Here is a 6,345-nt window from a genome sequence, read left to right on the forward strand (position 1 = left end):
GCCATTGTAGCGCTGGAAGATCAGCGAGGCGTTGGTGCCGCCGAAGCCGAAGGAATTGGACAGCGCCACGTCGATCTGGCGGGAGCGCGGCTTGTGCGGCACCAGGTCGATCGCCGTCTCTCGCTCCGGGTTGTCGAGATTGATGGTGGCCGGCGCGATGTTGTCGCGAATGGCGAGGATCGAAAAGATCGCCTCGGCGGCGCCCGCCGCACCCAGAAGATGGCCTATCGACGACTTGGTCGACGACATCGATATTTTCGACGCGGCGTTGCCGACCAGCCGCTCGACGGCGCCGAGCTCGATCGTGTCGGCCATGGTCGAGGTGCCGTGCGCATTGATGTAGTCGACGTCTGCGGGCGTCAGCTTGGCCCGGTTCAGCGCCGCAACCATGCAGCGGAAGGCGCCGTCGCCATCTTCGGCCGGCGCGGTGATGTGGTAGGCATCGCCGGTCAAGCCGTAACCGGTGACCTCGGCATAGATCTTGGCGCCGCGCGCCTTGGCGTGTTCCAGCTCCTCCAGAATGACGACGCCGGCGCCCTCGCCCATGACGAAGCCGTCGCGGTCACGGTCATAGGGACGCGAGGCCGTTTCCGGAGCTTCGTTGCGGTCGGTCGACAGCGCCCGGCAAGCGGCGAAACCGGCGATCGACAGCCGGGTCACCGGCGCTTCCGCGCCGCCTGCGACCATCACGTCGGCATCGCCCCACATGATCAGCCGAGCTGCATCGCCGATGGCATGCGCGCCGGTGGAGCAAGCGGTGACGACGGCGTGGTTGGGGCCTTTCAGCCCATGCCGGATCGAAACCTGACCGGAGACGAGATTGATGATCTGGCCGGGGATAAAGAACGGGCTGATGCGGCGCGGACCGCGCTCCTTCAGGATCATCGCGTTCTCGGCGATGCCTTCGATGCCGCCGATGCCGGAGCCGATCAGCACGCCGGTGGCGCACTGCTCCTCATGGGACTTCGGCGCCCACCCCGAATCCTTCAGCGCCTCGTCGGCGGCCGCGATCCCGTAGAGGATGAAGTCACCGATCTTGCGCAGTTCCTTCGGCTCGAGAACGGCCTCGGGATTGAAGGTGGCGTTCTCACCATTGCCGCGGGGAACGACGTGGGCGACCTTGCAGGCAAGATCCTCCACCTCGAACTCGGTGATGCGCTTGGCTGCGCTGCGGCCGGTCAGGAGCTCCTTCCAGCCATGCTCGAAACCCACGCCGAACGGCGAAAGCAGCCCAAGGCCCGTGACGACGACACGCCTCATCGCAGGTCCTCCTCGCTGGTGACTGCAAATAGCGTCAGGCCGAAGCCTTATCGATGTACTTCACCGCATCGCCAACAGTCAGGATGGTTTCGGCCGCATCGTCCGGGATCTCGACGCCGAATTCTTCTTCGAACGCCATGACGAGTTCGACCGTGTCGAGACTGTCCGCGCCCAGATCATCGATGAAGCTCGCCTGCTCCGTCACCTTGTCGGCATCGACGCCAAGGTGCTCGATAACGATCTTCTTGACGCGCTCTGCGGTGTCACTCATTTGGGCATCCTCGTCTTTTGTTTGTCTGTCTTCGTTAGCGGGCGGAATGCCGCTAATCAAGCTGAAAGATGGTCCTGTCGGAAACGCAACGGCACCGGACCGGTTTTTGCCCGAACCGCCGGGTTGCGGGCCGCATTACACGAAAATAGGCCTGGGTCCAAGGCGAAAAGGGGTGTTTTCCCGCAACTGTCAAATCATCGCCATGCCGCCATTCACGTGAATGGTCTGGCCGGTGACATAGGCAGCTTCGTTGGAAGCGAGATAGGCGACGGCCGAAGCGACTTCGGCGCTGGTGCCCATGCGCCGTGTCGGGATCGCCGCCATGATCGCATCTTTCTGCTTGTCGTTGAGCTTGTCGGTCATCGCCGATTCGATGAAGCCGGGGGCGACGCAGTTGACCGTGATTTTGCGGGTGGCGATCTCCTGCGCCAGCGACTTGGAAAAGCCGATCATGCCGGCCTTGGAGGCGCAGTAATTGGTCTGGCCGGGATTGCCGGTGACGCCAACCACGGAGGTGATGTTGATGATGCGGCCATGCCGGCGCCGCATCATCGGATGGGTGAGTTCGCGGGTCAGCCGGAACACGGCGGTCAGATTGACCTCGAGCACCGTATCCCAGTCGGCGTCCGCCATGCGTACGAACAGACCGTCCTTGGTGATGCCGGCATTGTTGACGAGAATGTCGACGCCTTCGAGATCGGCCTCGACCTTCTGGCCGAGCGCCTTGACCTCGTCGCGATTGGAAAGGTTCGCCGGGAACAGCTTGACCCGGTCGCCGAGTTCGGTCGCCAGCGTCTCCAGCTTTTCGACGCGGGTGCCGTGCAGGCCGACGACGGCGCCCTGCGCATGCAGCACCCTGGCGATCGCCTCGCCGATGCCTCCCGATGCGCCTGTGACGAGGGCCTTGCGGCCGGTCAATTCGAACATGTCTTGTCTCCTGATCTAAGAGAGAACACCCTCCACTGGCGGGGTCGAATCTCGGTTGGTTATGCGAGCGCCGCCAGCGCCGCGTCGACATCCGCCGGCGTGCCGACGGCGCCGGTAGCCATATCGCGGTTGATGCGCCGCGCCAGTCCCGACAGCACCTTGCCGGCGCCCACCTCGTAAAGCGTCGCAATGCCATTCGCGCCGAACCATTCCACCGTTTCGCGCCAGCGCACGCGGCCGGTCACCTGTTCGACCAGACGGCGGGCGATTGCGTCCGGATCGCTGGACGGAGTGACCGACACGTTGGAGACCACGGGCACGAACGGCGCGTTCTTCGTGACATCGCCCAATGCCTCGCGCATGACCTCGGCCGCCGGTGCCATCAGCGCCGAATGGAAGGGCGCCGAGACCTGCAGCATCAGCGCCCGCTTGGCGCCCTTTTCCATGCACAGTCTCGCCGCCAGTTCGACCGCCGCGCTGGCACCGGAGATCACCAGTTGGCTACCGCCATTGTCGTTGGCGATCTGGCAAACTGAATCTTTGGCCGCTTCAGCGCAGGCGTCTTCGACATCGGCCTGTTCCAGCCCGATGATCGCCGCCATGGCGCCTTCACCGGCCGGCACAGCCGCCTGCATGGCATTGCCGCGGATACGCAAGAGCCGGGCCGCATCGGCCACCGAAACGAAACCGGCGGCGGCAAGTGCCGAATATTCGCCGAGCGAGTGGCCGGCGACATAGGCGACCTTGTCCCTCAGCGAGAGGCCGCGCGATTCCAGCGCCCGGATCGCGGCGAGCGACACAGCCATCAGCGCCGGCTGGGCATTGGCGGTCAGCGTCAGCCTCTCTTCCGGCCCTTCCCAGATCAGCTTCGACAGGTTTTCACCAAGCGCCTCGTCGACCTCTTCGAAGATATTCCGCGATTCCGGAAAAGCGTCCGCGAGGTCCTTGCCCATGCCGACAGCCTGGCTGCCCTGTCCCGGAAAGGTGAATGCGACGGCCATGTGTGGCTCCCAAGCGGCTGATTTTCCCTGCCTGTGACGCAAGGCGGGCGGGCAAGTCAAGTCCGCTGGCAGCCCGACGCGGGTCGCTCCGGCTCGGTATCGCTGGCCGAGTACCTGTTCCAAAAGGCTTTTTTTCGATCACTCATGATGAAAATCGCTCACGATTCGTTTGCTGGCTCTTCTTATTTCAGCCACAGGCGTTAGCTTTTCGTGACATATCGATGACAGCTCAATGACACTTTTGTGTATGGTCGGGGGAATTGTAAGGTGGCAAGGACTAGGAAAGGCGTTGGCAAAGCCGCGCCACAGTTTCTGGAAGGCGATCCGGCCACCGGCTATCTGCCGGGCCGGAAATGGCCTGTCATCCGCTATGGCCTCGTCAGCCTTCTCGCCGCCACCATCCTGGTTTTTGCGATCGAACTGATCGTGCGCGGCGACTTTGCCGGCACCGTCGCCTTCTTCCTGCAGCCCTTCAAGCCGGGCTGGACCACCATCATCATCTTTGCGCTTATCCTGATCGGCCTCGACGCCGTGCTCGGCCGCAGCCACCAGAGCCTGATGATCGTCGCGCCGCTGACGCTGGCGCTGGCCTTTGTCGGCCATCAGAAATCGCTCTATCTCGGCGATCCGCTCTATCCGACCGATTTCCTCTATTCACGCCAGATCGTGGCGCTGATGCCGCTGCTGGTGCGCGAACGTCCGGGAACCGCCATCGCTCTGGCGATCGGAATCGTTGGCAGCCTGTCGCTGCTCGTTTATGGCTGGCGGCTCTGGCGCCGCCGGGTACCGGCGCTTAGCCGCAAGGGTCGCCTGGCCCGGCTGACATTGACCGTGCCGTTGCTCGCCTTCTTCGTCTCGATCATGGATTACGCGACCTTCTCGTGGACGCGGGACCGGCTGCAGATCATCCCGATCATGTGGGACCAGAAGGAAAACTACGCCTCCAATGGCTTCGCGCTCGCCTTCGCGCTCAACGTGCCGATGGCGCATGTCTCGGCGCCTGCCGGCTACTCCGACAAGTCGATCGCAGCGATCGACAGGCCTGACGTGACGGCCTCGGTGCCGGCCGAGAAGCCCGACATCATCATCGTCATGAGCGAATCATTCTGGGATCCGACCGAACTGCCCGGCGTCAACATCACGCCCGATCCGATTCCCACTGTGCGGGCGCTGCGCTCGGGCTACATGTTCTCACCCGAATTCGGCGGCATGACCGCCAATGTCGAATTCGAGGCGCTGACCGGCTTTTCCAACGCCTTCCTGCCGGCCGGCAGCATCCCCTACCAGCAATATGTCCGCGCGCCGGTGCCGTCGATGGCGACGTTCCTGAAGAGCCAGGGCTATGAGACGCGCGCCATCCATCCGGGCACGAGCTGGTTCTGGAACCGCACGCCGGTCTATGCGGATTTCGGCTTCGACGACTTCAAGTCGGAAGAAAATATGCCATATCTCGAAAAGCGCGGTCCGCTGGCCTCGGACGCGGCGATGACCGACGAGATCATCCGCGAGGCCGATGCCACCGACGATCCGCTCTTCTTCTTCGCCGTCAGCCTGCAGAATCATGGACCCTACGAGCCGAATCGCTACTACAATCCGACCCACAAGGTGCAGGCGCCGACCAGCCAGTGGGCAAAGGATTCACTGCTGAGCTTCACCGAGGGTGCATCCGACGCCGATAAGGGCCTCGAGCGCCTTGTCGAATGGGCGAAGAACCGCCAACGGCCGACAGTCATCGCCTTCTTCGGCGACCATCTGCCGCCGCTCGGCCCGGTCTATGTCGAGACCGGCTTCCTCAAAGATAATGTCGCGCCGCGCAAAGAGCCGCCTGACCAGATGCTGCTGCATCACCAGACCCCGCTGGTCGTATGGTCGAACCGCACCGGGCCGGCCGCGGACATGGGCGCGGTAAGTCCGGCTTTCCTGCCCTACCATATCCTGACCACGGCCGGGATCAGCCATCCCTATTACACCGGCTTCCTCGGCCAGATGCGCGAGCGCTACAGCGTCGTCGATCGTAATTTGTTGATGAAGCCGACGGGCGAGGACACGCCCGACTGGGCGCGACAGAAGAAGATCGATCCGGCCATTCGCGATTTCCGTCTGCTGCAATACGACATGATGTTCGGCAAGCGCCATGCGGCGCCCGATTTCTTCCCGGAAACGGTGAACAAGCGCGTCCCGCATACAAGCTGAAGATGCCGCGACGTATCGTCCTTGGAGCGGCGGGTTTTCGGCTCGCCCTTGCCTTGCGGTCAAATTCCTGTATAGACGCCCGCAATCTGCCGGTCCTTGCTGGGGGCTGAACGGAGGGCCGGAGGTTTTTCGAAAACCTTCGTGTGGAGCCAGAAGCGCTTCCGCCTCCCGTGTCTCCGCTCTCGACCGTCTCGTCATGCTCCTTTCTTCCCCGCCCCTTCTAGGATCGGCGGGTCAGAGAAGTTGCAGAGGCTTTTGCCGCGGGAACCGGGAGAGAAACGAAGAAAGGCAAAGAACAATATGGCTCTTTACGAACATGTGTTTCTTGCCCGGCAGGACCTCTCGCAGCAGCAGGTCGATGCGCTTGTCGAACAGTACAAGGGCGTCATCTCCGCGAATGGCGGGTCCGTCGGCCGGGTCGAGAACTGGGGACTGAAGTCCCTCACCTACCGGGTCAACAAGAACCGGAAGGCATACTATACGCTGATGGACATCACCTGCCCGCCGGCCGCGCTCAACGAGATGGAGCGCCAGATGGGCCTGTCCGAGGATGTGCTGCGTTTCCTCACCATCAAGGTCGATGCACATGAGGAAGGCCCGTCGGCGATGATGCAAAAGCGCGAAGAGCGCTCGGAACGCGGCGGCTTCGGCGACCGTGACCGCGGCCCACGCTCGTTCGGCGACCGCGATCGC

General features: G+C 63.1%; 6 protein-coding genes. 2 read left to right on the forward strand and 4 right to left on the reverse strand.

The annotated features are described in order from the left end of the window. The 4 genes from fabF to fabD form a co-directional block, all read right to left on the reverse strand. Window positions 1-1,260, reverse strand: a 1,260-nt coding sequence (gene fabF, locus EOA86_RS17840; RefSeq protein WP_127313495.1) for a beta-ketoacyl-ACP synthase II, incomplete at its 3' end; no start/stop codon positions are given. Window positions 1,261-1,294: 34 nt separating this feature from the next. Next, window positions 1,295-1,531, reverse strand: a complete 237-nt coding sequence (locus EOA86_RS17845; protein WP_006203723.1) for an acyl carrier protein — start codon at window positions 1,529-1,531, stop codon at window positions 1,295-1,297. A gap of 189 nt (window positions 1,532-1,720) precedes the next feature. Continuing rightward, window positions 1,721-2,458: a 3-oxoacyl-[acyl-carrier-protein] reductase gene (gene fabG / locus EOA86_RS17850; protein WP_095519611.1), complete on the reverse strand. Its 738-nt coding sequence runs from the start codon at window positions 2,456-2,458 to the stop codon at window positions 1,721-1,723. Window positions 2,459-2,517: 59 nt separating this feature from the next. Beyond that, on the reverse strand, window positions 2,518-3,459 hold the full coding sequence (gene fabD / locus EOA86_RS17855; protein WP_128342854.1) for an ACP S-malonyltransferase: 942 nt from the start codon (window positions 3,457-3,459) through the stop codon (window positions 2,518-2,520). Window positions 3,460-3,726: 267 nt separating this feature from the next. On the opposite strand from fabD, the gene EOA86_RS17860 reads away from it, so the two are divergent. Together EOA86_RS17860 and rpsF are read left to right on the forward strand one after the other, a co-directional pair. After that, on the forward strand, window positions 3,727-5,652 hold the full coding sequence (locus EOA86_RS17860) for an LTA synthase family protein (RefSeq protein ID WP_127211342.1): 1,926 nt from the start codon (window positions 3,727-3,729) through the stop codon (window positions 5,650-5,652). A gap of 300 nt (window positions 5,653-5,952) precedes the next feature. Continuing rightward, window positions 5,953-6,345: 30S ribosomal protein S6 (rpsF, locus tag EOA86_RS17865; RefSeq protein ID WP_128342856.1), on the forward strand; the 393-nt coding region annotated here is incomplete at its 3' end.

It is taken from the genome of Mesorhizobium sp. M5C.F.Ca.IN.020.32.2.1, assembly GCF_004023105.1.
In the GTDB taxonomy this organism is placed as follows: Bacteria; Pseudomonadota; Alphaproteobacteria; order Rhizobiales; family Rhizobiaceae; genus Mesorhizobium; species Mesorhizobium wenxiniae.

Excerpts from the sequence above, each read along its gene's own strand:
- EOA86_RS17845 (WP_006203723.1), bottom strand. The coding sequence starts at position 1,531 with ATGAGTGACACCGCAGAGCGCGTCAAGAAGATCGTTATCGAGCACCTT.
- fabG (WP_095519611.1), bottom strand. The coding sequence starts at position 2,458 with ATGTTCGAATTGACCGGCCGCAAGGCCCTCGTCACAGGCGCATCGGGA.
- fabD (WP_128342854.1), bottom strand. The coding sequence starts at position 3,459 with ATGGCCGTCGCATTCACCTTTCCGGGACAGGGCAGCCAGGCTGTCGGC.